Annotated in this window: 11 protein-coding genes; 9 read left to right on the plus strand and 2 right to left on the minus strand. The window is 41.4% G+C overall.

What is annotated here, in order from left to right:
- Nucleotides 1–56 precede the first annotated feature (56 nt).
- From V144x_RS22425 to V144x_RS22465, 9 genes are all read left to right on the plus strand, one after another.
- Complete coding sequence (locus V144x_RS22425; protein WP_144988370.1) at nt 57–2,324, plus strand: BatA domain-containing protein; 2,268 nt, start codon at nt 57–59, stop codon at nt 2,322–2,324.
- A complete protein-coding gene (locus V144x_RS22430) occupies nt 2,321–4,780 on the plus strand; it encodes a vWA domain-containing protein (protein ID WP_144988372.1) in 2,460 nt (819 codons plus the stop codon). Before V144x_RS22425 ends, V144x_RS22430 begins: the two co-directional genes overlap by 4 nt.
- A gap of 60 nt (nt 4,781–4,840) precedes the next feature.
- Nucleotides 4,841–7,324 (plus strand): hypothetical protein, encoded by a 2,484-nt coding sequence (locus V144x_RS22435; protein ID WP_144988374.1) that lies wholly within the window; start codon nt 4,841–4,843, stop codon nt 7,322–7,324.
- Between the two features lie 216 nt (nt 7,325–7,540).
- Nucleotides 7,541–9,247: a coiled-coil domain-containing protein gene (locus tag V144x_RS22440; protein WP_144988376.1), complete on the plus strand. Its 1,707-nt coding sequence runs from the start codon at nt 7,541–7,543 to the stop codon at nt 9,245–9,247.
- Between the two features lie 20 nt (nt 9,248–9,267).
- The gene (locus tag V144x_RS22445) at nt 9,268–10,383 is read left to right on the plus strand and encodes a hypothetical protein (RefSeq protein WP_144988378.1); all 1,116 of its coding nucleotides are present in this window, start codon (nt 9,268–9,270) and stop codon (nt 10,381–10,383) included.
- Nucleotides 10,384–10,442: 59 nt separating this feature from the next.
- A complete protein-coding gene (locus tag V144x_RS22450; protein WP_144988380.1) occupies nt 10,443–11,609 on the plus strand; it encodes an NPCBM/NEW2 domain-containing protein in 1,167 nt (388 codons plus the stop codon).
- A gap of 66 nt (nt 11,610–11,675) precedes the next feature.
- Nucleotides 11,676–13,433 (plus strand): S1C family serine protease, encoded by a 1,758-nt coding sequence (locus V144x_RS22455; protein ID WP_144988382.1) that lies wholly within the window; start codon nt 11,676–11,678, stop codon nt 13,431–13,433.
- Nucleotides 13,434–13,522: 89 nt separating this feature from the next.
- Nucleotides 13,523–14,512 (plus strand): S1C family serine protease, encoded by a 990-nt coding sequence (locus V144x_RS22460; protein WP_232102606.1) that lies wholly within the window; start codon nt 13,523–13,525, stop codon nt 14,510–14,512.
- Between the two features lie 17 nt (nt 14,513–14,529).
- Complete coding sequence (locus V144x_RS22465) at nt 14,530–16,524, plus strand: PDZ domain-containing protein (protein ID WP_144988386.1); 1,995 nt, start codon at nt 14,530–14,532, stop codon at nt 16,522–16,524.
- Between the two features lie 66 nt (nt 16,525–16,590).
- Here V144x_RS22465 and V144x_RS22470 read toward each other — a convergent pair whose 3' ends face one another.
- Entirely contained in the window at nt 16,591–23,271 is a 6,681-nt protein-coding gene (locus V144x_RS22470; RefSeq protein ID WP_144988388.1) for a hypothetical protein, read from the minus strand.
- Nucleotides 23,268–26,687 carry a hypothetical protein gene (locus V144x_RS22475; RefSeq protein ID WP_144988390.1) on the minus strand — a complete coding sequence of 1,140 codons (3,420 nt, stop codon included), beginning with the start codon at nt 26,685–26,687 and terminating at the stop codon, nt 23,268–23,270. The genes V144x_RS22470 and V144x_RS22475 overlap by 4 nt, the downstream gene beginning before the upstream one ends.
- Nucleotides 26,688–26,762: the final 75 nt, after the last annotated feature.

The raw sequence follows: 26,762 nt of genomic DNA on the forward strand, positions 1-26,762 counted from the left end.
CTCCCTCAACTTCAGACCTTAACAAGCTTTAACTCAATTAACTGATAACGCATTTTATGGAAACATGGTTAACACAACATTTTGTGAATTCCACGCTGGTCTACGCCGGTGCGTTGATGGTTGCTGCGCCTATTATCATTCATTTAATAAATCGCTTTCAATACAAACGTGTTCAATTTGCAGCAATGGAATTTCTGTTGCAAAGCCAGCAGACGAATCAAAGGAGAGTATTGCTCGAACAATTACTACTCTTGTTGCTACGAATTCTGCTGATTATTTGCCTATTATTATTGATTGCGCGACTGATTCTCGATCCTAATCAATTATCAATGTTTCGTGGTGCTAAATCACATCATGTAATCGTATTGGATGATAGTGGTTCGATGCAAAGTATCTGGGGGGAGCAAACTGCTTTTAATGAAGGTCTACAGGTGATTCGTAAAATTGTGGCAGAAGGAACGAATCGCCCTAACACAGAAAAATTATCTCTGATCGTACTCTCTCGTGCTGATGCACCACTTTTTTTACAAAGAGACATTAATGAAGAACTCATCAATGAACTGGATGCAAAGCTGACTAACCTTACCTGTTCACACCAGAGCCTCGATCTGAATCAAGGCTTAGAGACGGCTGCGGACTTGCTCAATGAAGACCGTGCTGTGATTAAAACTCTCCATTTGATTTCTGATTTCAGAAAGTCAGACTGGCAGGATAAAAAAGGAATTGCCTCCACCATCGAAGAATTCAGTAATGATGACATTGCCATTAATTTAATTAAAACGGTCCCCGATTCTCAACCGAATCTGGCAATTACCGAACTTTCTGGCGCAACAGAAATGGCTGCCGTTGATATTCCTCTGCGTTTAAAAGTCAGGATCAAAAATTTAGGCGATCAGGTCGCAGAAAATGTGCGGGTTGCCGCATTTGTTGATAATAACAAGCTACCAATGAGTATTGTCTTTGACAAAATTGAAGCGGGAAGTGAAATCTCCCAAGACTTTGACGTTGTTTTTAATAAGCCCCATTTACATCAAGTCAAAGTCAGTCTGACAAATGATGTGCTTGCCGGCGATAATGAACGATTTCTGGCCATTAATGTCAAACCTTCAAATCCCGTATTGATCATTGATGGTAATCCCTCTGGTAACGAGTGGATATATATTCAAACGGCGATTGCCCCCGATATTGCGACAACTGGATTTGCACCTTCAGTTGAAAGTTTAGACTATCTTCGCAGACATCCCTTAAATCAATTTAAAAATATTTATCTACTGAATGTTGCCGAGCTTCCACTCGATGCGATCACTCCTTTAGAAGAGTTCGTCTCTGCAGGTGGAGGCTTAATCTGGTTTGTTGGCCCTTCAATCCAACCAGACTTTTATAACGATAAACTATATAAAAATGGGAATGGACTCTTTCCCGCCCCGCTAGAACCATCGCCTCGAGAGTTACCGGCGCGAGAAACCAATTCCACTGTGGATATGCAAGTCAGTGATCACCCTCTCTTTTCCGTATTTGCAGGTCAGGACAATCCACTCATTGAAGCAGTCACGATCTCAAAATATTTCCCTCTTTCACAGAGATGGCTGCAAACAAAATCACAAAATGCATCGGGCGTTAATGTGATTGCCACTCTTAGAAATCAAGAACCATTTATCATTGAACATCGGTTTGGTAAAGGGCGAATTATCACTTGTCTAACATCAGCAGGTCCCTTACTTTCGAATGAAGGCGAACCCTGGAACTCCTGGGCACTCAACCCGAGCTATATTGTGTTTCAATTGGAATTGCAAAAATACCTGGTCCAATCTCAATCCCACGAACAAGCAGAAATTGTTGGCGATCCGATTGCATTTTCTCTCGACGCCTCGTTGTACTCTGATGAGATTCAAATCCAGACACCCACTTCCGAGGGCGAAAGAACCATCAGGCTCAAAGCGTCACCTAAACAAATCACAGATGCGACACAGAGTGGTTTATTACAGTTAATAACGACTTACCGAGAAACAGATCAGCCCGGTGTCTATTCCGTACAATTGAAACGACAAGATCAAACAATTGAACAAAAAATGTACGCGTATAACTTCCCAGTGACAGAAAGTAATCTGGAGTTGACAGCTTCGGATGACTTAATCAAACAGCTTGGAAATAATCCACAAATCCAAATTCAGGAACCGGGAGAGTTCCAATGGATTCAAGGGCAGGAAGCAGGTCGGGAAATCACCAATACTATTTTAATACTCCTGTTTCTTTTACTAATCTGTGAACAGCTATTGGCATACAGGTTAAGCTATCATCCTAAAGTAGCGGGTGCTGTAGCATGAGTTTTTTTTCTCTCATTCCTGATTCATTGATCTTGGCTGTAGACGAAACAACTGCGTTTCGTTCGATCGAGTATGATACGCCCGAATCAGGCTGGGGGTGGATGCTATTACTTTCTGGCCTGATTTTTGTTCTGGTTCTCTCTTTCCGAACTTCCTGGAAAGACTCTTTCCAGCTCTCTCTTCCCTGGCGTTGCTGGTTAATTGGATTGAGACTCAGCGTATTAGTCGCTTTGATGATCATCGTGTTCAATCCACATGAACGAACTCAGAAAATGTCATTTCGTCCATCGCGGGTGGCGGTTTTGATTGATACCTCGCTCTCGATGCGGCATCCAAATCAACAAATTCCTGTGAATTCAAGCTCACCCGCCAATCGTACTGTTCCCAGTCGTATGCAGGCTGTGGAAAAACTACTGTCTGAATCACCATTAATTACAGATTTGCAAAAAAAACATCAGGTCAGCGTTTATACATTCGATCAAAACTTAACTGGGCCACATCATGTCTTTCAAAGAGAACAAGCTACGGATATAGCGATTAACCAAAATCTCGAGCCTAATACCCAAAGGAAAACGACATCCCAAATCGATTGGAACAGCCTCTTGCAACCTCAAGGACTGGAGACAAGATTAGGAGAATTACTGGGACAGTTAATTCGAGAGATCAATGGGCCTACGCTCTCAGGGATCATAATTGCCACGGATGGTGCTTCGAACGCAGGTACTGATTTACTTAGTGCTAATGAAACAGCAAAGGAGTCAAAGGTTCGCCTGATCACACTCGGCGTCGGGAGTCCCACGAAACCAGCGAATGTACAAGTCTCGAAAATTATTGCTCCCACAGACGTGCAATTTGGTGACAGTTTCGAAATCACTGCACTCCTGCAAGCAGTCGGAATGCCGGGCAAAAACATTACAGTTGAATTATTGAAAAAATTAGAAGGAGAAGCACAGCCTACAGTCGTTGAGTCGCGCGATATTCTCCTGCCCACAGAAGAAGGTTTGCCTCTTGATGTGAAATTTGAACGCATCCCCAGCGAAGAAGGTGAAATCAGTTATGTGATTCGAGTGCGGGGAAATCAACTGGTACAAGATGCCAATGCAATGGACAATGAGCTGGAACATTCAGTCAATGTTTTCAGTCGTCCAACAAAAGTGCTGATTATAGCCGGCGGGCCAATGCGTGACTACCGTTTTGCACGCACGATGCTCTTTCGACATCCTTCTATCAAGTCAGATGTCTGGTTGCAAACAGCGTCTCCTGGTGTCACTCAGGATGCCGACCAGATGTTATTTGAATTCCCAGAACGAACCGCATTGTTTGAGTATGACGTGATACTTGCCTTCGATGTGAATTGGGAACTGCTTTCACAGGAACAAATGCAAACTTTGAATGAATGGGTTGCAACCGGAGGCGGGGGAATTGCTCTGGTTGCCGGCGATGTATACACACCTAAACTTGCCCGGGATATTGAACGATTTGAACCAATTCTCGACCTATATCCCGTAGCCATCAACTCATTTGTGCGTGATTACCTTGATGAAGAAGCGACTCAAATCCGCAGAATTGAGTGGACTCAAGCAGGCTTGGATATCGGTTCTCTCATGTTGACCGATGATCCGGCGACGTCCAAACAGTTATGGGAAAATTTCCCTGGTATGTACCGGTGCTATCCTTCTAATGGTGCCAAAGCTGCCGCTACCGTCTATGCCTATTTCCCTGACCCCAAAACACAGACTGAATTCGGTTTCCCAATATTGATGGCATCCCAATATTATGGCGAAGGTCGTTGCTTTTATCTGGGTAGCCCGGAACTTTGGCGTCTACGATCGATTGAAGAAGATTACTATGATCGTTTCTGGACGAAGCTTATCAGGAATATCGGGCAAGGGCGTACCAAAAGAGGTACCAAACGAGGCACATTAGTTTTAGAACGAGATGAATACTTACTTGGTCAAACTGTTTCTGTGCGTGCGAGATTACTCAATCCTGAATTTAAGCCTTTGATTCAGGAGTCTGTACCTATGGAAGTAACCGATCCACGTGGAAGACCTTTAGTTCCTAATTTATTATTAATGCATGATCGAAACCGGCCAGGAGAGTATTTCACGAGTTTCCGCGCGAGTCTTGCAGGGAAATATCGCTTCAAAATCATCGTTCCCAATTCGAAAGGACAAACTGTAGAAGGAAACCTCTCAGTTTTACTTCCCCGACTGGAAGATGAATCTTTGAGCCAAAATGTGAAAGGACTCAAAGAATTGACCCTCGATACGGGCGGTACTTATCTTGCCATTGATGAAGCAGCACAGATTCCGGCACTCTTACCTGATCTGGGGGAAGAGTTTTTAGTAGACGAACGCCTGAAAACCCTCTGGGATCAACAATGGGTTTTCTTTCTGTTAGCCGGACTTTTGGCAACAGAGTGGCTTACTAGAAAGCTATTTAAATTGTCATAAATACCACTCGTTATAAAAGATAATTAGTTTAACTCAATCACGTCAGCGTTAAGTAAACGAATGAACGAACCGTCTAATTCATCAATACCTCATGAAATCACAAACCTGCTGAACAGGTTAAGTAAGAAAATACGTAGATACATTCTACTGGAAGGAACCGCCAGACTGCTGGCAGTCATTGGTCTCATCTTTTGGTTCAGCTTCATTGTCGATTGGGTTTACTTTCAACTCAGCCATCTTGAACTACCCATCTGGTTTCGTGCTTCCTATATTCTCATTTCACTGACTACGATCCTCGTTCTGTCTGGCAGCTTCATCTTCTTGCGGCTCATGAAAAGAATGAAACGAAAAGCATTGGCTCTGGTATTGGAAAAACGTTTTCCAGAACTAAATGATCGATTGGCTACAGCGATCGAATTGAATGAAGACAACAGACCACAAAACGCTTTAACGCAAGCGATGTTGGCAAGAACAGTGAAAGAAGTTGTGCAAGGCAGCCAGCAACTTCCATTGGAAGATGTATTTGATAAACGCCCCTTAAGGCGCGCTGTTTTCGGGGCCTTTGCGTTATTTATTTCGATTCTTAGCCTGGCAGTCATTAACCAACCTGCCATGGCCCGTTGGGCTAAGGGGTATCTCGAACTGCGAAGCGATTACTGGAATCGTGAGACTGGTCTCATTGTGAAAGTGATTGCTCAACCCGGTGATCGAATCAAAGAGTTTCAGGATCTTTCGTATAAACATGGTCTTGGTAATGACCTGACACTGTTGGTAGAGACCGTTGACAGCACCAAAGCCCCCGAACGTGTGCAGTTGACGTATCGCATGCAGAACGGTCGTGGGGGTGGACGAACTGTAATGTCGCGCATGGGTGAAGGTCGATTTAAACATACCATTACTGATTTATTGGATGGGATTCAGGTCTGGGTCACCGGAAACGACTTTACAAACCCTGAGCCCTACGTTGTTGAAGTTGTTGAAACTCCTGTTCTCGACCAGATTCAATTAGATTGTTATTACCCCAAATACACAGGATTAAACCAGGTTGATTCTGATACTGGTAAGCTGCTCTCAGATATGCAAAATGTTCAGGGAACACAAATCGCTCTGCCGATTAATACAAATTTTAATATGATTTCGACCGCTAATAAACCAATCATTCGGTACTCATTTGAAACCGACCAATTGAAGCTCCAGTTAGAACGAAAAACAAGCGATCCAACTAATGCCCTCAGTAATTTCCTGGCATGGAAAAACTCAGACGGAACCGTGATAAATCAGATCGCACTCAATCGATCACAGGTTACGCAGATGATAGACTCCGATGGACGCCATTTTCGAATTCCGTTTGCTTTAATCACTGAAGAGAAACACGAAACCTCTTCTTTGAAAACAGACTCGATTCCGAAATATATTCCCCTGCTAGCAGACCAACCCATTCGTATTTATTTAGAAGACGAGGATGGCTTACTGGTAACAGAACCAATTCGACTAAGCATCAATGGCATCGTCGATCAAGCCCCCAAAGTAGATACACAACTAAAGGGAATTGGTAAGTCTGTTACCCGTAAAGCGATGATTCCGTTAGAGGGGATCATTACGGATGATTATGGAATTCAATCTGCTCATTTTGATTTTCTCGTCGATCAGGAAAAAGACTTCAGGCCGCGTCCTTTCCGTAAGAAGCCAACAGGAAAACCAAAAGAATTTACCCTGCAAAGAAGCGAAAAAAATCGCTGGGAGCGGTTTGAAGTATTACCACTTGATTTAAAAGTCGGACAAAAATTGAGCCTTACTGTTAAAGCCAAAGACGCCGATAACCTAAGTGGGCCACATCAAACTCATGGAGAAATTTATCACTTTGAAATTGTCACTGATGAAGCGCTGCTTTCCCTCCTTTATTCTAAAGAACTAAACCTACGAAAGCGATTTGAGCAAATTTATAAAGAAGTGAGACAAACGCGCGATGATCTAAGTCAACGCATCGAACAATTACAACACTCTCAAACGATCAAAGAAAAACAAAAGCAAGGGCAATCAGCGCCCGGATGGCAAGCAACACTTGTAGAAATCAGCAATGCGGTTGCTACTTCTGCTGATCGCTCTTTGTATGGGACTCGAAAAAATGCGACTGAGACTGCTTCGATTGTCGAATCATTTCATGATATTCGAGCAGAACTAGTCAACAATGGTGTTGCAACTACACAAATTCTGAGTCGCATCGATGACAAAATTCTTCAGCCTCTTACCATCATCCACCTACAAGATTTCCCTGACATTGATCAGCAGTTAGGACTGTTTCGCCTCGCAATCGAAAAAGAAGATAGTCCGTTGCAAGAAATTCAGACAAGTATTGAGCTTTTGGACGCCATGTTGGTCCGTATGCAGAATGTTCTGAATGAAATGCAGGACTTGTTGGAGTTCCATGAAGCCATTGAGATGCTGAAGAATCTGATCGAAAAGGAAAAAGAACTGACAGAAGACACAAAAAAGTTTCGCAAAAACAAACTTTTAGATCGTCTCAAAGGGCTAGGATTGGACTAAAACTCTAGAGATTAAGCAAAATAATAGATTGAAGGACTGAGCGATTACCCAAGCTAAAAAAATGTACAAAAAAACACGCTTCGGCCACAGACAATCACTTGATATAATAATAACAGGGAATTTACGTATGAGTTCTTTAAAAGGGCCAGCAATTTTACATTTATCCTCCCTTATCAGCTCTGAAATTATTATGAGAATTTTGACGGGAGAACCCGCATGTTGAATCGTCCTCAGATCGCCGTTGTACTAATGGCTCTCGTCATAAGTATCGTCACTCCGAGTTTGTGCAGTGCTCAGGATAAGAATCCGCAAGCCAATGCCAGTAAATCAAGCGGCCAAGATCAGAAACTCTCGGACAAACAAGAGGCGATCTCTCAACAGTTTAAACGATTTGAAACGACCCTGCACGATCTAGGCGAATATATGAAAAAGACAGACCCTGCCCGGGCCGATCTTCTTTTTCGTGCGTTTGGTCAAAGTAAACAAAAACAAATGACAGTGGAAATGCAGCAAGTTCTACAGATGTTGCAAAATGGCCAATTAGGTGATGCTGTAGAACGGCAGGAAAATCTTGTCAAAAACATGCAAGCATTACTGGCGCTCCTTCAAAGTGAAGACAGAATGAGCGAAGTGGAAAAAGAGAAGAAGCGTATTCAGGACCTTTTAAAAGATGTCAATCGCCTGTTAGGACAGGAAAAAGATGTCAGAGCTGCAACGGAACGTGGTGGTAAACAAGCTGATTTAAAAAAGAAACAGAAACAAACTGCAAACAACGCTCAGAAGTTGATTGAAAAAATCGATAAGCAAGACACAGAAAAAAACCGTTCGCAAAATTCTGAAAATGACCAACGTAATAAGCAGTCTCAAAAGAGTGAAGGACAGCAAAAATCCCAGAAGGGTAAATCAGGTTCCGAGTCTAAAAATTCTCAAAAGTCAAAATCGAAAGAAAAATCTCCTCAACAAGGAAAGTCGACACCTAAAAAGCAGAGTTCAACACAACAGCAACAATCTCAACAGGGGAAGCAATCACAGTCTCAACAACAGCAGGGGCAACAAAGTCAATCGCAGCAAGGAAAGAACCAAAAGTCTCAAAGTCAACAAGAGAAGCAAACCCCTGGACGAGAGCAAATAGAACAAGCTCGACAAGAGATGGAAAAAGCGATTCAGGAACTGGAAAAAAAACAAAAAGAAGCAGCATCACAACATCAGGATGATGCGATTCGTAAATTAGCAGAAGCAAAAGAAAAACTGGAGGAAATGCTACGTCAGCTCCGTGAAGAGGAGCGAGAGCTTTTGTTGGCCGCAATGGAAGCCAGACTGCAAAAGATTCTGGCACAACAGAAACGCATTTATTCTGGTACACTCTCTATCGGGCAGGTCCCTGAAAATGAACGGAACAGTCGCCATACAGCTAGAGCCGTCCAACTGGCACGCGAAGAGAATGTAATCAGTTTAGAAGTGGAAAAGGCAATGTTATTGTTAAGAGATGAAGGATCATCCGTTGCATTCAGCGAAGCATTATCAGAAGTATGGGAAGACGTTCAAACTGTTGCATACCGTTTAAATCGAACACAGGTCGGAGAACTGACTCAGGAAATCGAAAAAGATATTATCAGTTCTTTGGAAGAAATGATTGAAGCACTTCAGAAAGAAATGGAAAAGTCTGAAGAGCAAAAACAACAGCAGCAGCAACAGCAGCAAGGTTCTCCCAAAGACAAATCTCTGGTGGAACTGTTGGCAGAAATTAAAATGCTGCGTTCTTTACAGCTTCGCGTCAACAAGCGTACTCGCAGGATTGAAAAAATGGCTTTGGAAAAAGACGCAAATCAGGCAGAAATTCTTGAGCAACTGCAGCAGTTATCCGATCGCCAAACCCGAATACAAAATGCTACTTATATTCTGGCAACTGGCAAGAATAAATAATCTGAAGGCTAAAGATTAATATGAGACAATTGAACCATTTTTTGCCGAAACAACAAACATTCGATCATAAACTACGGTTGATAGTACTGGTCGCTCTCGTTTTTGCATTGGCCACCCCTCTTTCTCTACGAGGGCAAGAAAAACAGAAAAAATCGCCTGAAGCCAAAACGGAATTATTTGCGGTCCCCGGAGCTTCTGAACTCAAAATGCATTTACAGAATTGGACTGCGGAGCAAAAAATAAAAAAACCAGACCAGTTAAAGAATGTTGCGAGCTTATTAATAAAGCTGGAGTCTCCACTTTCGAGTGAAGAAAAGCTGGAACTGGCAATACAGGTATTTTCTGAAATGAATCTGGAATCAAAACAACTAATCCAGGCATACCAGATTTCAGACCGACTCCCTCAATTTTCCAGCCATCCATTGTTAGTCGAAGGTCAGGCAGAAACGTTTTACTTGTCAAATATGCGTTATTATGTCGCAAGGAATCTGACACAATTTCGAATGATCGATCAAGCTCTGGATATGTTCAATTCCATTAATCCGAAGTTCTTAATAGATCCCGCGGGTTATCTGTTTTTCAAAGCTGTTTGTGAACACCATTTGTTACAAAAAGAAGAATGTGAAAAGACATTGAAATTACTTCTAAACCATACAGAAAGTGTTCCTCAAAGGTATACACAGGTCGCCACACTCATGCAGGCAGATCTGGCCGATCTTAAAGAAGAAAGTTTGGATGAAATCTCGCGAAAAATGAGTGATGTTGAACGCAGACTCGAATTAGGAAACTCAGGAGAAAAAGTTCAAAAAGTTGAAGACGATATTATTGCCTCTCTGGATAAACTCATAAAACAAATGGAAGATCAGGCAAAAAGCGCATCCTCTTCATCATCAGGCGCAGGTCAGTCCGGATCATCTAGTTCAGGCTCAAACGAAAGCCGTGTAAAAGGTCAGACCGCCCCTGGAGAGATCGACAAAAAAAAGTTATCTGACAACGGTGGCTGGGGACAGCTTCCTCCTAAGAAACAAGCTTCCGCCAAGAACATTATTAACCGCAATTTCCCCTCACACTACCGCAAGGCAATTGAAAAATATTTCAAGAAGTTAGCAACTCAAAAAGCAAGTTCAAGCAATTAAAGATTTTACCGCTAACAGATTTCAACTTGTATAATAGTGAGTTATAAAAAGAGGTTTTCATGCATTCTCTGCTTGTAGTTTCAATGTCAACACTGCTTGCCGTTTCACCTGAAGTCGAATTGACTTCTTTAAATGGAGATTCTGCATCAGGGAATCTACAGTCATTGAGCAAATCTACCATCAATCTGAAACAGGGAGGAACAGTAAAAGAGATTTCACTTTCAGGTGTACTCAATATTCGATTTCCCAAAAACCGTTTTCAACGCAGCCTGCAATCACCAATTACAGTCAGGTTAACTGATGGATCAAAATTTCCTGTCCAGTCTTTACAAAGCAATGAACGACAGATCAAAGTAAGTGGAGAGCCGACTGGAACATTAATCTTGCCAGCAAAGAATGTCTCCTCAATTCGCTTTGAGCCACTGAACTCAAATATTCGAGAAGCTTGGGAAAAGTTACTGAGAGGTAAAAATAGTAAAGATCTGCTCATCGTTCAGAAGGAAAACGTACTTGATTTTATTGATGGTGTGATCGGTTCTGTGACAGATGAAAAAATACAATTTTTTACAGGAGATGATGAGGTCGCCGTCAATCGCAAGCGAGTTTTTGGAATCATTTATGCGAGAGAACCACTTCCAGAAACATCGTCATTTTGTACGATCCGATTAACCAACAATGGATTGATCCAGTCGTCATCAATTACATTTGCTGATAACGAATTTAAGGCAACATTACAAAACGGCATTCAAACTAAATTTGCCGCACAATCGATTGCAAATCTGGACTTCAGTCAAGGAAAAGTACGCTATCTATCAGATCTGGAGCCACGAAATATAGAATACACCCCCTTCTTCGACACTGTTTGGAAATATCGTAAGGACAAACATCGTGATGGGGGCCCACTTCGTCTAGACGGTAAAGAATATGCACGCGGACTTTACATTCATTCAAAGACACTCTTGCAATATCGCATTAGAAATCAATATCGGAATTTTCGGGCTGTTATGGGTATTGATGATTCTGTTCCCGGAATTGGATTTGTCTATGTCGAAATCAAAGGCGACGGCCGCATACTCTATTCTGGAAATGTACGCAGTGCAGACCCTCCAGTAGAATTAAACCTCGATATTCGCGGGGTACGTGATTTTGATATTTTAGTTGATTTTGGTGATAACCTGGAAATTTGTGATCATCTCGATTTATGCGATGCGCGCTTCATTAAATGATCTTTGCCAGGCGAGTTAGCGATATAATGCTGCTTACCTTACTTTTTGAAGTATTAAGGAAATTAGATGCAGAGAAAATTCTTCTGTGCTCAGATAGTAACTAGCATTGTGATAATTTTGTTGCTGCCTGCTTCTTCAAAGTCAGCAGTTGTCGATCCAGCAGTCTTAGCAGCGCAAAAACAGCGTATTGATGTCATTAAAGCAGTCTCTCCTTCAGTCGTTGCCATCTTTGGTGGATCTGGACAAGGAGGAGGTTCGGGCGTGCTCGTTACTCCAGATGGATATGCTCTGACAAACTTTCACGTCGTTTCTGGAGCTGGTAGCTTCATGAAGTGTGGGCTCAACGATGGCAAACTCTATGATGCTGTTATTGTGAGTATTGATCCCACTGGTGATGTCGCAATGATCAGGTTACTCGGGCGTAATGACTTTCCCGTAGCAAAATTGGGAAATAGTGATACGGTCAAAGTTGGGGACTGGGCTTATGCCATGGGAAACCCATTTTTATTAGCAACTGATTTTCAACCGACGATTACCTATGGAATTGTCAGTGGAGTACATCGGTATCAATATCCCGCTGGAACATTTTTAGAATATACAGATTGTATTCAAGTTGATTCATCAATCAATCCAGGAAACTCAGGAGGACCTCTGTTTAATGCGCGTGGCGAATTAATCGGAATTAATGGACGCGGCTCATTTGAAAAACGAGGACGAGTTAATTCAGGTGCGGGATACGCCATTTCTATTAATCAGATCAAACATTTCTGGGATCATCTCAAGAGTGGTCGCATCGTAGACCATGCCGCTTTGGGAGCAACTGTTTCCACGGGTGCTGACTCTACGATTGATGTTTCTGAGATCCTGGAAGAATCAGACGCTTATCGAAAAGGTCTGCAGTTGGGTGATGAGATTGTATCTTTTGCAGGCCGTCCTATGCGTAGTGTAAACCAATTTAAAAATATCTTAGGAATCTATCCAGCAGGCTGGACTTTGCCGCTTGTTTATCGACGGGATGAGAAAAAGACGAAAATCTATGTTCGCCTTCAAAATTTGCATAGCGCTTCGGAACTACAGGAACAAGCGGGACAAAAAAAAATGATTCCTGATAAGTCTCCCATGCCTGAAGACAAAAAAACTCCTCGGATTCCTAATCCACATGCAAAACCAACTGTGACACCACCTCCAGAGAAATATAAACATCTCTACGTTCCTAAAACCGGGTTTGCAAATTATTACTTTAACCAACAACACCAAGACCGATTATTACAGACCTTAACGGATCGTAGTGATTTTTCTGACCGTAAAGGAACTTGGACTCTGACCGGCAAGCAGATTGATGGCGATGAATTTATACTCACGTTAGCTGATAAAGGCGTGGGCTTTGAAATTGGCAATGAGGTGTTCCTGCAATCACTGGAGTCCGGAATCCTGGTGGATGAACCACCTGGAACTGGTGGCCTGTTGGCAGCTTTACATCACTTCCGGTTATTACTATCCGGTCAGACGAAACACTTCACCGACTTTTATTACTTGGGCAGTGAACCCCTTGACGGAAAAAATGAAATGGTTGATGTGTTGGTCGGCACACAAACAGGTGCTATTTCCCGCTGGTACTTCAGTAAATCAGATCTTTCTCTGCGAGGCTTTGACTTTTATCTCACAGAAAATTCAGAAGTTTGTACAATTCGTTTTGAGCAATTTCAAACTCTCAATGGACAAGATTTCCCTAGCGAATTAGATGTCTTTATTGGAAATCGCCCCGTCATGAAATTAAAAATTGAACGGTTGAAACTAGAAACTTTAGAAGACATGAAAAAATAGATTCCGTTAGAGATGAAAGTTAATTTTCAGTGAAAAAAGAGAACATAGTAAAAGTCATTTTCGTTTGTTTATGCCTGATAGGTTCTTGCTTGATAGTCCCGCTTACAGCCAAGGCCTCCTCACAATCAACGATCAATCATGCTTTACCGCGATTGGTAAAAATATTTGGTGCCGGCGGTGTAAAGAATCTGTATGCATATAGCACTGGTTTTCTGGTATCTCCTCAAGGACATATCGCTACAATTTGGAGTCCTGTTCTTGATACTGATCGACTTTCAGTTGTCCTTAACGATGGACGACGATTTGAAGCAGAAGTGCTTGGCGCTGAACCACATCTTGATCTGGCAATAATCAAATTAAAAACAGAACGTGAACTGAATCTGCCCTATTTCGATTTTCGCGAAAAAGTAATCGCTGGTCCAGGTACACGAATATTGGGATTTAGTAACATGTTTCGTGTTGCTACAGGGGATGAACCAGTATCTGTATTGCATGGAGTGATTGAAGCTCGAACGGAATTACCTCGAAGAAGAGGTGCTTTCGAACTCGCTTACTCAGGTGATGTCTATGTTGTCGATGCCATTACCAACAACCCGGGCGCTGCTGGAGGGGCCATTTTGACTTATGATGGCAAACTATTAGGAATGATCGGAAAACAGGTTCGAAATGCCAAAACCAACACTTGGGTCAATTACTCTCTCCCGATTGATGTATTAAGTAAAAGTATCGAGCAAATTATTACCGGCAAATTTGAATCTAGCGAAAATCAAAAAAAACCAGAAACACAAGCACCAGAACGCTATCGTTCTGTCGACTTTGGAATGGTAATGGTACCCGATGTCCTGTATCGCACTCCGGCTTATATTGATAGTGTCCTTCCTGGTTCGTTAGTCGCTAAAGCGGGTCTGAAACCTGATGACTTGGTTGTTTTTGTAAATGATGAGCTCATTAAATCGTGTAAAACACTCAATGCTGAACTAGGAAAGCTTGAGGCTGGCGATTTACTACGTCTAGTTGTTCGTCGTGATAATCAATTGGTCTCTATTGAATTCCAGGTCCCACCTGAAAAAAATAACTAATTTACAATCGAATAATTATGACTCAAACAAACACAAAATTATTTCTCACTTTGACAATGATTGTCAGCGTGCATCTTCAAGCTGTCCATGCTCAGTCTTCTCGCCCTAACCTGGAATTGCTGGAAGAACGAGCCTTCAAACAAGCTGCGGCGTTTGTGAATCCCTCTATCGTCAGAATTGAAACCGTCGGTGGGCAAGATCGCGTAGGAAAAATCGTGACCGGTACCGGCCCCACTTCCGGTGTCATTGTTAGTAAAGATGGTTTGATTATATCCAGTGCCTTCAATTTTATTGGAAAACCAACCTCAATATTGGTGACTCTGCCAGATGAACGCCGCTTTCCAGCACAGATTGTCGCGAGTGACCATTTGAAGATGCTGACTTTATTGAAAATCGAAGCACAAAACCTTCCGGTCCCTTTGGCTGTCCCTGAAAATGAAATCCAAGTTGGCATGTGGTCGATTGCCCTAGGACGAACGTTTAATTTGGAACAACCAAGTGTATCTGTCGGAATTGTGAGTGCCTTGGAGCGAATCTGGGGAAAAGCCATTCAGACCGATGCAAAAATTTCCCCGGTCAATTACGGAGGGCCACTGGTAGACATTAATGGTCGCCTGATGGGCATTCTGGTCCCGCTCTCTCCTGGAGCAACCGGAGAAACAGCGGGCGTTGAATGGTACGACTCAGGAATCGGATTTGCGATTCCCATCCAAGATGTACTAAAAATTATTCCGCGACTGAATACCGGAAAAGATCTCTATCCTGGATTATTAGGCATCACATTGAGTGGAAAAGGGAATCTGTCTACTGATATGAAACTGGATCGCGTTCGCTATGGAAGCCCTGCTCAAGAAGCTGGAATTAAATCTGGCGATGTTTTGACAAAGCTGGATGGCCACACCGTCAGTATGCATTCCCAAGTAAAACATGTCTTGATGAATAAGTATGCTGGCGAATCAGTTAGCCTCACAGTTACTCGAACCGGTTCAAAAGAACCTCTAACTCTTAAAGCAACCCTGGTAAAAAAACTAGTTCCATTTGAATCAGGTTTTTTAGGAATACTTCCCCAACGAGAATTTAACGAACCATCAGAAAGAGGAGTACGTGTCCGGTATGTGTTTTCAAAATCTCCCGCTGCACTAGCAGGCCTGAAATTAAATGACCAGATTTTAGAATTTAATCGGCAGAAGGTTACCAATTCCAAATCACTGGCATCAATGGTCAACCATTTACGTCCTGGTGATTCCGCAGAATTATTGCTGTTACGTGAAGAACAACCGTTAATAGTTAAAGTCACTTTACAATCGATTCCGCATACTGTCGAAAATACGTTGCCAAGCCAGATCGTTTCATCTAAGACTGCCCCCAAAAACAAACCAGCTTTCAAAAAAGGGCACTTTAAAGACACGCTCCCCGGCGATGAACAAAAATTTTGGGCTTATGTCCCTGAGGACTATAATCCCGACAACCAATATGGTCTGATGGTATGGATTCACCCTCACGGAAATACGATGGAATCCAATATTTTAAATAGCTGGAAGAGTATTTGTGAGCAACGTGGAATCATCATTGTTGGTCCGACATCACAAGATGTGATTCGTTGGAATCGAGATGAATCCGAGTTTGTCAAAGAAGTCGTTGAATCAATACTGGCTCAATATTCTATTGATCCAAAACGCATCTTTCTGCTTAGCCATACTGATGGTAGTGATTTCGCCTTCCATCTGGTATTTAAGTATCGAGAACTCTTTCGAGGAATTGCCGTCTCAGAATCATCCATAAAAAATAAGCCTCCTGAAACCGACCCTGACTTCCCACTTAGCATCTACTTTGCCTTAAATGCCCAAAACCCCTTTAATCAGCTTCTACAATCGCAAATAGAAATCTTACGCAAAATGAATTACCCCACGGTATTCCAAATGATTAAGAGTAAAAATCAAGCTGGGCAATATCTTGACAAACCATCTTTAGAAGAAATTGGTCGCTGGGCAGACAGCCTGGACCGAATTTAGCGTCTGTTGTTATCAACTACCACAAAATCAGGTTTTACTTGACACAACCGTCTCAAGAATTGGCTTTTATTCTTTTAAGCTTTGCGTTCCAGAGAAGTTTGTAATCGGCTGGCTTGACCTGGGCGGAATTGTTCGATTTGTTTTGAGTGCCAGGAAGACAGAAATTGAGATAATCACTATCCCAATGACTTGAGGCGATAAAAAGAGAATCCAGAGCAAACCAAGCACCAGTAATCCAACTGTGGGATGAGCATTTAACCATGCAGCAGACCGTGGCTGAATGCATTTACTGGTAATGGGAAGCAAAATTAGTAGACTCAAGCACGCTATAATCATATCCAGAAAAAGATTGGGGATATTCCATACAACTAAAGCTTCCTGGTTTGGGACTGAGTCTCCCGAACTGGCATAGTAACGTACTCTGTCTACAGGAACGGTTGCTAATTTATGCTGAAATTGCTTCACGAATGAGTGTTCTTGAGGAGTCGTTTCTTTTGCTGGTTCTACATATTGTTTTATTACAAACACCCGCTCCTTCAAAGTATCAAAACGATTCAGTTTTTCTCGAATCCCTTGGAATTTGTTCGAAGTATTAGACAGAATTAATTCCAGCTGGTTGAACTCTGTCTGAATTGCACCCCAAGTGGAAGGCGATACGCTTGCCTCTTCCCCCAATTCCAACTCAATTTCAGCAATTTCAAGATGCTTTTCTAACTTGTCTGCCACGTACGAAAAGGGAACGACATGGTTTGATAAAAATATACTGTTCTGGGCTGAAGTGATGATTTTAATAAGATTCTTATCAAGACGAATATTCGATGGTTTCGGAACTTCTAAGTTGATTTTTTCCAAAAAATATTGATGATCAATATGCTGAGACTTCCAGAACAAAGTAACCTCATAAAAAAGTGGCCCACCATTTAAGGGAACTGTCAGCAACCCATTTTTTTGTTCGATTGATGTATCAAGTTCATCGTTCATTAAAATTGCCGTCAACTTAGTATTCCGAGGCCACTCTAACTTCAGCTCTCGGTTCGTTTGATTAAATAACTTAATGTAAGTAGAACCAATAGCCGCGCCATCATTCCCTAAAAGAATTTCTGACTCCATAAATGGAATGAATTCTTGATTAGATTCACCTGTATTAGGCAATCTAGCGTTTAGTTTCCAAGGCGTCTGTGAAGAAATAAATAATCGCTCACAATCTAAATCAGGAGACGCATTACACCTGGCTTGGATCCAATCCGGAATATTTTCTGGTGCAACGATATTCCTCTTTTCTTGATTCGTTAATTCATACTCCAGAGAAGAAGATAACAAAAGAAAGTGATTTTCTGTTTTAGAGTTCTCCATAATTATGGGAATCACATTAAATTCATTGACAGGCTTTAAGATGGTAGACCTGACCGTTACTGTCTTGTCACCCGTTTCAGAGTTACCGGGTTGTAACTCAACTCTTTGTCTACCATCGGACATTTTATCCAGAATTTCGTATGGCATTCCATCTATAGCAAATGCACTACTATAATCTGCAGGGATTATCAGAGATAGTTTTTTGTTCTCACCAGGAGGCATTGAAAAATGCAAAGATTGAGACACTTCAATTTTTGAAGCTTCTAATAATTGTACAATGGTCAGAGAATCAGCAGATACTATGAAATTCCGCGGTTTGATGAGAAGTGATAGCGGCTGATGATGAGACTCAATGGCCTGAAAGCGTCCGACAAATGAATCGAGATCTGTACTTGAAACGGCTTTAGCTGAATCATCTTCAATTCGTTGATAATGCGAAGAGATGAACTTGACGTCAACTTGATTTTTTTTAAATAGTGTCAGTTGTGAGTCTTCAATTTCAGCTCCTTCAATTTGAATATTTGGAACATTCAGTTTTCCAAATTTTCGGACTGGTAGCCATCCATTTAGTGTGAGATCCTGTAACCCAGAGGTTTTATTTTTCAAAAACAATATAATTTTGTTTCCAATTCGATGCCAATGAGCCAACCTTTCTACGTCTTCTTCTTTTATAGAAAGTGATTCAATTCTGAGGCCTTCTGGAACAATGATGGAATGCCGAAAGGCAGGTGCCTGACTAACCCGTAGTTCTGCGGAAAAGTTCCAATCGATATTTTTCCTGTTCACTACAACAGACTGATTGATACGTGCTTTTCGTTCTGGTTTTTTGGATTTGAGGATCAGCGAAATAGGTACAGATTGACTAACCTGAAAGAGCAAAGCAGGAGATTTTAAAATACTACTTTCGATTTGCTTTCCAAGAGACTTAGACGAAATAGACACTACTCCATCGGGCAGTGTTCCTGCCTGCTCTATCTCAAATTCAGGGCCAGATCGCACACCTATTTGATGTGACAGCACCTTAGTCGCTGAGGTTTTAGATTTAACCTTTTCGAAACTAAAATCAATAATTGGAATACTGACTTTTTGCTCTTGAGAACTAACAGCGAAATCGAATACGGCGTCAACTACAAATTCACCTGTTTTGGATTCGGATAATTCTAAGAGCAGCTCTTGGGACCTACTATCTTGTACTGTATTCAATGATGACTTAATACTAATTTCAGGAGATTTCACACTACGTAATATCATTCCAGGAGGAAGTTTCCACGTTAGATAATCCACTTTTCCATTAATTACATTGTATTTAGCTTTTACTTCCAGATGAATTAGAGAAGGAGAAACTTCAGTATTTGTGAAAACGACTGCTTCCAGTTGTAATGGATTATCATCAGAATCTTGATTTGTCATCCATTTTATATTGAGTCGTGAACTCTCTTTAAGAAAAGTAGAAAATTGTTTTTTGCCTGATAACTCATAAATGGACATCCCATTCTCGTCAGTGATTTCGATAAGACGGATAGCATCTTTGAACTGAAAATCGAACTGATTTTTAGAGATACGAGGAATTCCTATTTCAAACTGTCCACTGGTTGGACTCAATCTCACAGCTGGATGTAAAACCAACTCGATCTGGTGATCCTGATATGTTAAAGGAAGTACTGGTTTTTGAGCTTCAACGAATTCTCCCTTTTTTTGTTGTATCTTTGGTAACTGAGTTTTTTTATTTTTTACTTTAATCAATATGCTACGCCCATCTGTGCTTAGTAAAACAGGGCTCACTTTACCATCAACCATACATGAGTTAGGTCCTCCCAAATTACCCCCACTAATAGGTAGTTGGATCATTACAAATGATTTCTCTGCGGGAACTTGAACCTGAAATACTGCCTTAATGGTCAGAAGTTGATTGTCACGCATTGAGCCTGCATAATGAGCAGAGTTCAGCAGGTATTCCGGTTGAGTAGACTCCGTTACATAGTTTTCTAATTCACGAATTAATTCAGACCTGAGATAAACAATTGATTCTGAAGTGGAGTCTGGTGTTTTCGGTATGAGAACTAGCTCTGTTCGTTGTTCCGTTGATTGATCCTTGACTGGTGAATTAGGTGCCAAGGGTAAACTTTGCGCATACACAGTCGCCGTGAGGCTAAGGATTATAAAGAAAAATAATCGGGCTGTAGTATAAATTGAAGAAACTGGTTGCTGATATGCTTTAGTACTTTGATCTTCTACTTGGATTTTACTTTCCTGCCAGAGAAATCGTCGTGGAATCAGCATTACAATTAAGATACCGGTAAAACAACTTCCAGCAATCTGCGCTAATGTAAAAGGCAATATCCAGGAAAATATTAAAGAGATTAGTGCTAAAATTATACAAAGTTTGTTACGAATACCTATACGATAAATTCGTAACAAAAGCCCAATCAAAATTGTTGCTAATAAGACAATCCAAGAGATAATTTTTGCTTGTCTTGTATTCGAAGTTTCAAGAGTTCCATACTTTACTGGAAAGAAGACAGCAGCATGCCATTTTGTCTCAGAGTTTTCAGTTTCCCCTTGTTTTTGCCCTAGGACTCCAAAGAATCTGCGGATTAATGATTCTTCAGGTAAAGCCTCCTGTAAGGCCATGTTTTCAGGGCCGCTGACAAGTTTGATTCCAGAAGGCAGAATGAAGTTCCATTCTGTTGCCAATACATGTTGGTTCACTTGAGGAAAAGGGATCTGACGGGTTACGGTCAATTGGTTTGGTGATGACAAAGTTTGATACTGAATGGTAATCTTGTAAGAATCTAACTGATCAAATAACGGAACCAAATATTGGTCCGTTAATTCTATCGGCGTGATTCTTCTCTCTCCAACTGAAGTTGAAATCAGTTTCACGTTTGCAGGAAAATGGAACGTGAATTTATCATCAAATGATTTTGACAAATCAAGCATTACTGTTGCTTGATGCACATCTGGTTCTCCATCACCGTGTCCAAATTGTGTGTTAACAGTAATTGTTGCAGTACCTTGCTCAGAACTATTATCTGGCATTTCTGAAAATCGCCCGATCGTCAATGCCCCCAATGGTTGCTCATATTCCCATTCATAATTTCTCTGTTTGCGTTGAAAAGTCTTCTTTGTCATTGGATCGGAATTCATGACAAGACCTTCTGATTTGATGCGTAAATTTAATTCATTCGAATTCAAAACACGAATCATGCCACGAAATGGTTTAGCTTGAGGAGCGTAAACCAAGGATGCTCGCACACTATTCAAAAAGGGGCGACTGCGTTCCCCTCGAATTTCAACTTCATTAAAAATCGGAGTTGAAAATGTCAGTTCCCAAAGTTCACCTAAATTGGGAACATGCCACCTTTGATGATTGGAAATGGCTAGCTTTTGACTACTTAATTTTGACTGTAGACCGCTTTCCGAAGATAGCGACCACTTTACGGGCTCACCCTCTTCGTCTTCCGATAAATAAATCAACACGCGCTTCATACCACGAGTTGAAGGCACACAATTGAGGATAAAATTTTCCTGAACCACATCGTTATTAAGTGTGATATAAGTATTAGCAACAACTTGTAACGATTGGTCCAACTCAGAACGATTTACTTGCCCCCATCTTGAACCAGAATAAGGAGAGAGATGAAAATACTGAGACTTACCCAAGCTAGCGACTGGATATTTCCAGTTTTGGGGAAGCTCGCTGGACTCTCTCTCTTCAACCTCTTTAACTGACTCAAAAAATAATTGATTTTCTGAGGTTTTAGTGAGTTCTAAAAATCGATCAATGTTGTTACATCCCAGAGGCTTAACACAGGAAAGGCCAATGGTTCGATTTGATCCAAGAATGATTCGCTTCGCTTGGATCTCAATTGAATAAGGAGAATCAGGCGATACGGAAGTGGGAAGCCGGATTCTCAAATTTTGCTGCTTCCCACTTTGTTCGACATCCCAAACTAAATCTCCAGAAGTATTCTTGGCCAGACTTTTCACTTGAGTAATTTCCCATCCAGCGGGGATGATGGACTCAAGACGATATGTAGAACCAGCTGCTGAAGACCAATGTATACGTGATTTCAATTTCCATTCTTTATCTTCTACTTGAATCTGACTGTGAACTTTTGCAGAAAGATTAAGGTCAGGTAAAGCTAATCGATATGACAAACGCGCATCAGAGGAATACTGCTTGAAATCATAGGCCTCTCCCTGTTCTTCTTGAATCAATACACCTGTTTGGCGTAAATCAGCTGATTTGATCTCATGGGTTTCTAAAGGAGCAGAAATATCAACATGAACAGTTCCCCCTAAAAAATGGGCCTGGGTTAATTTTAATCGAGGAATTATAATTTCTCCCTCTAAAGAGGGTGATGCTAGTGCACGAACCGATAAGGGACGGCTGATGCCCATAAGTGGGTCGATCAAATCAACAATGATCAGACTTTTGTCTTTCTGTTTCTTAATCTCAAATGGTAATGCCAAATCATTACCCAAAGTTACCGAATAAACTTCAAATTCTGACGCAGCTTCAAATTCCAATTTCCTGACAGGTTCATTCAAGACTTCTATTTGAAAATCTTCGCGTAATCTTAAGCCATCTTCTCTAATACCTATTTGAGCAAATTGATGATAAAGAATCTGTGCTGGCGTATTTTGCAGATTCTCTTTTTGATAAATCACAACATGAAACTGGGACTGACCACCTAATTCGATCTTCCATAAATCATAATTGGGAATATCTGATTTTGTTGGCTCAGAGACATAACCTACAGAAGTAGTTAGAATCATTCCTTGTGGAATCTTGAGATGAATCCGAGACACAACTGTTTCTGGTAATTGGAAAAAAAACTCTGTACGGCGAGGAAGCTTTCGACCTTTCAGGCTCCATTGGCCGGCTAATGGCTCATTAAAATGATCGACTAGTAGCAATTTTTTTTGATTAGGTGCCAACCCCCAAACAGCATCCTGATTGCCCCATTTGAATTCATGAATCGCAAGATTTAAATTTGAGAGTTCGACAAAACGCGGTTCGCGTTTGGAACTGTGCAGAGCATAGGTTAAACGGCCATTAATCAGGTGATCATCATCTAGTGTGGCTTCGTAAGTCGCTTCTTGAATCCAAGAACTCTTGGGAGTATTTTTTTTTAACAACGCTCTACTTATAAGCGAATTGTATTTTTTTGCAGAAAAAGGGTACCAATTCCCCTCAGGCCATTGAGAAGGATCTTTACCGGATACCTTAACTTCTTGTATCTCTAATGAAGGTGAAATCTTGAATATTTTATTCTCGGCAGCCTTTAACAAATCCGGTTGAAATAGAAATATCATTCCGAGAAAAAAGAGGTAGGCCATTTTAAGAGTAAAGCTCTGATTCATCTGTATTCTTGACTTCGCTGTCATCGATTCGCCCCGGCTTCTGATGAAGATACGGGTTTGTCAACAAGTTCAGAACCAGGTCTGACAGCTGTGATGTCTTCAGGATCAACTTCCGAAGGTTGAATACGTTCAGAATACGAAGGTGGTGGTATAAAATCGCTGTGTGCTGACATTGACAAAAGCTTGGATTCTCTTCGTTTTCTTGAAGTACCATTTATCAAGGCTGCAACAACGGCTAATAATAATCCAAAAATAGCAGGCTGCAGAAGTACTTCCACAGGAGCGGTATACCACAACGCAACAGCAGAAACCGCAGTCATCATGATCAGTAAAACTAAAACACTTCTGAGGGGAGAGATACTCATTAAAATGAACCCCAGTAGGAGCGAAGTTCCGGCACCAATGAATACAATCATCGAACGGGATAGTGCATGAAATTCCAGAGAAGTCGCTGGGCCGAGCCGGTAAAACTGATAGCTATTCATTCCAATAGAATCATTTGATTCCAGAGGTGCATTCTTCAAAGCGACAGGAATTTCATCCTGTCCTGCAAACTCACGTGACCAAAAAACCCCTTGATTCTCCCAGCGAAACTGAGGGGTATATCCACGTGGAATTGTGAAGAGATGTTGGCTGTTGGGCAGACTTACTTTCCACATTGTCTTTTCCACCCACAAATTATTAGAAAATTCAGCGGCACTAACCGAAAGGAGACTAAATTGTGATTCTCGCATGCGCCTTGTGGAATGGTATTTAATAGTAAGAACGTTTAAAGAATTTTCGTTTCTTTGAATCTGTGGCAAACTGAGTTGGTATTCAGTGGAATTTCCCGGGACTTGAATGAAGGTAACTGGCTCCTCGTTCCACCAAACCTCATCTATTTTAACGTTCGCATTTTCAGGCATTCTGAAAGAAAGAGTTTTTGGGTTAGCAGGGAACTCATATTGAGCATGAGCTTTATACAGGCCTGCTAAATCGAAACTAGAATGAATCCAAGCCTGACGGATCGCGTATGAAAATAATGATCGGGAATCACTTTTTTTCAGTTTCAGGTTGATGTCTGCCTCCGGATCAACGGCTCTCCAAAACGCATCTTTATCCATGGCTAACTGTTGTTGCCAAGCTGTATCTGTACTTTCGACTTCGATGAACTGTGCCCCCTCTTCATTCTGTATTGAAAGTTCAAATCGACTTTCTGAATAAGGAACATCGTCAGAGCGAATGAGTGGCACAGAGACTTCTGTTTCAGATTTCTGAGGTAATAAGTAAATGGCAGTGATTTTCACAGGCCCCAATTTTTTGCTTCGTAATGAAAGTCGTGCTTTTTGAATGGGATCTGTTTCATCCGAGATCCAAGTCGGCACGAGAGGGTTTTGCTCATCATCCAAATAAAAATCAACATGATTTTTCAACGACAGAGGTACAAGCAATCGGATTTCCGAAAGTGGTTCATACTCAACCAGATATTTAATTTCCTGCTCGACACGCACCTTGGAATCATCCATTTCCAGTTTTGCTGCACTTGTCGCAATAATTTCTTGACTATGAATTGAAACGACAGCAGAAAATTCATTCACACCAGGTTGAATTTGGAATTCATCCTTCCTCAATGCTTGAACTTTAGCAGGCAAAGAAAATTTTTCGATTTGCACTAACGGTGAGGAAAGGACTTGCGTTTTAGGAGATGGGGTTAGATCAGTTACGACGTTGAAATCATTGGCAATCACCAGGGAAGTCGCAGAAAGACTGGGCGCCTTGATTTCAGGAAGAGTAAAGCTAAAAGGCTCCTCATCTGCAATCACAGGACGTCGGGCACGGAAGGTAACTTCGAATTCCCCCTTAGATCGTTTTAATAAATTGATGTTAATCCTTCCTGCTTGGCCCTGATCAATCTCAATCGCTGCAGTCAATGAAGGTTCCTGCATCAATTCCAATTCCCAGCCTTCTTCAATGCGATGAGGCCAGTTAATTGCGACTTTATCCAATGCACCTTGAAAGACATTAATTTGTACTCGTGCTTCGAGTTCAGCCCGGTTACCAAACATCTGCACTAGATAAAAGGGCTTGGCAGAAAAGTATGGTTTGACTCGCTCTATTTTCAGAGGCAGTCGAAATGGCTGTTTCAAAAAGCGATACGAACTATCCAAATCTTTCTGATTTGATTTGATTTGGTAGACAAATCGATTTTGCCCCTCTTCGCGAAAAATGCGATATCCATCAAGTGTCTGAATATCAATAATACCAGTTTGTCTCTTCGCGCGGTCTATCTCGAAACCATCAATTAAAAAATGACCTTCCACTTCGGGAAAATCTGTTTCCAGTGTCCACTGTAATTCAATCGGGCCAACAGTAGGCTCAGTCAGAGATACCTCTACTAGATTCCCTTTTGTAACTTTATGGCTTTTATAACTCTCACATTTCACGTCTAGTAATCGAAATGCCTCAGGTAATTTAACTTTGACTGATTGAAAGCTCCCCGTTAAGGCTTTAATTGATTGTGATGCATTCAGTAAAACAGAGTCTGAAGTGAAATCAGTCGTAAGCAATGTTTCAGCTTGTAAAACAGTTTCAACTTTCTTCTCGTCAGGAATTGGCTGCCAGGAAAGATCCAGTTGATCACCTAATCCGAACATTTCGATCAAGCTCTGGTTAGTTGAAATTGCCTTCTTTGATACAGCAACTCCTGTCGGAACCTCAAGACTTATTTGTGGTAAGGGAATTTTTAACTGTAAATTACTCACGGCAGTCTGTGGTAATAATAACTGAAGACGTCTTGAAGGTAATTGCTGTTTAAGTGAGATGCTCAACGTGATATTGATTTTATGGGTGCCTTTACCTCGAAACCACCAGAGATATCCATCATTACGATTAAATCCACCAGGGCTTGACTCTCCATCACCGGAGTAACTTGTTTTCAGGAAGATTGATTCATTGAGCTTCAAAGGAATGCGGACCCATGTATTTGCTTCATTGATCAAAACAACAATTTGCGCCTCAAGAATCGCGCGATCGTCTTCAACCTTGCCAGAAAGAGACACAGAGGAAACCGCATACTTAGGTGAGTGTTCTGGCTGTACCGCCTGCTTCTGTTTCAGATAATCAAGTACTTGATCTAAGCTCAAGTTAGGTACGGGAAAATACTGACCGTCGTCTCCTTTGAAAAACACTTCTTGTTTGGGGTTTGTCTTTTCCTGCGGCTTCTCAATATTTGTTTCTTTGGAACTAGAAACTGATTTTGAAGATTTTGAACTGTTTTTTCCTAAGTCCACAGATTTTTTAAGATCTGTTTCTCTGTCGAATTTACTCTCACTTTTCTTAGCACTATCTGTGGGAGTGGACTTTTTTTGCGCATAAAGATTGTGAGACGCACGTTCCACGCCGAATGACAACAGCACAGACAACCCCAAAGAGGCTATAAGTAAACGAGCAAAAAATGACATAATCGAAGATCGATCCCATATTGCGGGAGCAAGAAAAGTCTGACTGGAAATGATACCTTTTCTTGAGGGAACGAA

The sequence above is a fragment of the Gimesia aquarii genome, from assembly GCF_007748195.1.
Lineage (GTDB): Bacteria > Planctomycetota > Planctomycetia > Planctomycetales > Planctomycetaceae > Gimesia > Gimesia aquarii.